Origin of the sequence: Halomonas sp. 3A7M (assembly GCF_014897875.1) — a bacterium.
In the GTDB taxonomy this organism is placed as follows: Bacteria; Pseudomonadota; Gammaproteobacteria; order Pseudomonadales; family Halomonadaceae; genus Vreelandella.
The window spans coordinates 1-588 of sequence record NZ_JABUZD010000105.1 but is presented as its reverse complement, the minus strand read 5'-3'; the positions used below and the strand labels follow the sequence as shown (position 1 = coordinate 588).

The window sequence follows — 588 nt, the reverse complement described above, 5'->3', positions numbered from 1 at the left end:
TGGTGTTCACCTACTCGAACAGCCGTGGGCGTGCCCACATCGAAGCCATCCTCAGCGAATCGTTCAACGGCACGCTGATCAGTGACGGCTACGCGGCCTATGCCCGCTACGCTGCTGCCCAAGAGAACGTCACCCACGCCCAGTGCTGGGTGCATAGCCGCCGTTATTTTATCGAGGCGCAGAAGGATCACCCGGAAACCGTCACCGAGGCCCTGCAACGAATCGCAGCGCTGTACCGGAATGAAGAAACCATCAGAACCCACGGGCTGACTGGCGAGAAGAAACGTCAGTACCGGTTGGAACACTCGAAACCGGTCGTTAGCGGCTTCTTCCAGTGGTGCCGGGATCAGTTGGCGTCAGGCGGCCTGGTGCCGAGCGATCCACTGACCAAAGCTCTGAACTACGTGCTCAGCCGGGAAGCCAGCCTGAGCGTATTCCTGGAAAACCCAGACGTGCAGCCAGACACCAACCACCTCGAGCGGGCACTACGCCCCATTCCCATGGGCAAGAAAAACTGGATGTTCTGCTGGACTGAATTGGGGGCGGAACACCTGGGCATCATCCAGAGTCTGATCAGCACCTGCAAGC

The 588-nt window shown here is 59.4% G+C and carries 1 protein-coding gene; it reads left to right on the top strand.

Annotated features, from left to right (window positions below; all coding sequences use genetic code 11):
- Positions 1-588 (top strand): IS66 family transposase (tnpC, locus tag INT19_RS09100; protein WP_193060516.1); only part of this gene is annotated, 588 nt, incomplete at both ends.